This is a genomic window from Microcystis sp. LE18-22.4A (assembly GCF_027531105.1).
In the GTDB taxonomy this organism is placed as follows: domain Bacteria; phylum Cyanobacteriota; class Cyanobacteriia; order Cyanobacteriales; family Microcystaceae; genus Microcystis; species Microcystis aeruginosa.
In genome coordinates this window covers 1-2,097 of record NZ_JAPZRB010000176.1, presented here as the reverse complement: position 1 = coordinate 2,097, position 2,097 = coordinate 1, and the positions used below count along the sequence as shown (strand labels likewise).

Sequence of the window (2,097 nt, the reverse complement as noted above, 5' to 3'; positions counted from 1 at the left end):
TTTTGTGGAAGCCTTGGAAGCTTTTCGGACAGCGATGTCTTTCCGTTTCTTTGAGTGGCTGACCGAGAATCGGGATGTGTTTGCCGCTTACAAAGCCAGTTTAGGCTTTGTTTGGGCTTGAAATTTGTTTAAGTCCCATTAGTTCGCTCTAGATCAAAAACAATTGACAAAAATCGCTGAATGCCTTTCTATATAAGGGTTCCATCCCTTATAACCCCCGTCCATTGCATAACAATTACCGAAGAGCCAAAAATTTTCACCACCAGAGATGAAAGAGGTTTCCTTCCCTACACCCCACACCCCACACCCTACACCCTCTTTCAAGTCAGGGATAAGGAGGAATCCCGATCATTTGTACTGAATTTTCCCAGACGCATTATTGAGTGAGGGGTATTGAGTAGCATTAACAGTGCTGTCTTTTCACTGCTTACTGTTTACTGATAACTGTTTACTGATAACTGATAACTGATTATCTGCCTAAAACTTCCAAGACAACTGGGGCAACTCCCGATTGGAAAACACCGATAATCGCTGCCGCACCTCTGGAGAGATCGATGAGGCGACCACCGCTAAACGGACCGCGATCGTTAATTCGCACCACCACCGAGCGCCCGTTACGCAGATTAGTTACCCTAACCTTGGTGCCGAAAGGTAGATAGCGATGGGCGGCGGTTAAACTACTAGAGTTAAAAGTCTCACCACTAGCGGTGCGACGACCGTGGAAACCAGGACCATACCAAGAGGCCATTCCCTTTTTACGGGGGCGACTGCTGGTTTTTACCGCTTGGCTTGTTTTCGGCTTCTCTGCTGGTGTCACTGAGGCAGGATTGCTGGCTGGGGCATTAGCCGGGGCCGGCTTGACTTGATTGGGTTGTGATTGGGGTTGTCCCGTCGAAGGAATGGCCTCTTGGGTCTGGGGTGTAACGCTTGCAGGGACGGTATTTTCTTTGTCCACTAGGGACTCCAAAGTTTTTAGAATTTCGTTAGCATTATCTTGAACCGAACGTGATATCTTAATACTTGAATCATTTGTTCGACTATTAAAAAAAGCGGACAGAATGGTTTGAGAAGTGGACTCGATAACAGTTTGACGATCTACGCTAATATCCGTCAGGCTGTTGCTGTGTCCTGCTGTCTGGGAACAAATTATCGAGGCTGTAGTCCCCACTACGGTAAGGGCAGTTACAGCTTGTAGTTTGTTGATCAGTTGTTTATTCATAGACTTTCTTATTGTGCGTTAGCAAGTTCCCAATGCAAAGCTGAAGGAACTTGCTAACATTCCTTTGTGCTTGCAGAGCTAACTTGGTTGCTTTCTGTTCAACCGTATCACGGAAAATCGGTTGGTCATTACGAGAATTTATATCGTTATCGGGCAAGAGAATCAAAAATTTAAATAAAGGGTTGACTGGCGCTAAAAACCAAGTTAAGATAAAGGGTTTTTAATTTTTTGTGTCCTAGAGGGGATCAAGGTTAGGAAAACTTAGGGAATTAGTGAAATTTCGAGGGGGAATAATGCTAGTATTGACAAGGCTTTCAAGGATTATCAGCCCTCCTCGATTTCTCTCTATCGATGCAGATAATGGTTAATAAAACTGTTTTCTTCGCTACAAAAAACCAGATTTTTAAGATAAATGTCAAATCGGGTTAAAGGTCAGAGATTAAAAATTATAATAGGGGCTTGACAAAGAACTAAAAATAAGCTGTTATTAGCCAAACTTAACTATAGAATCAGAAATGCTGATACAGGCTAATACTAAATCCTCTTTAAAAGGTATAGGGGATTGGGGAAGTGGGGGATTGGGGAAGTGGGGGATTGGGGGATTGGGGAAGTGGGGAAGTGGGGAAGTGGGGAAGTGGGGAAGTGGGGAAAGAAACCTCTTTCATCTGTGGGGGTGAAAATTTTTTCATCCGGACCGACTCCTAACCCCACGAAAAGCTTTTTCGGCAAACCCTATCTAGGGTCTGCTGAATAAATCTAAAAACCTTGTTGGATAAGACTTTTGGACTTTTTTCCCCTCAAAAAGTGCCAGCCATTGCGGGGATCGGGGGAAAATTCAGGTACTTTTTCCCTGAAAATTAGGTAGTTGACCACCTCAA

1 protein-coding gene is annotated in these 2,097 nt (G+C 44.1%); it reads right to left on the bottom strand.

Annotation, left to right across the window (positions count from 1 at the left end):
• Positions 1 to 469: 469 nt before the first annotated feature.
• Positions 470 to 1,219, bottom strand: coding sequence for a septal ring lytic transglycosylase RlpA family protein (locus O9295_RS07830; protein ID WP_288032590.1), 750 nt, complete (start codon positions 1,217 to 1,219; stop codon positions 470 to 472).
• Positions 1,220 to 2,097 lie beyond the last annotated feature (878 nt).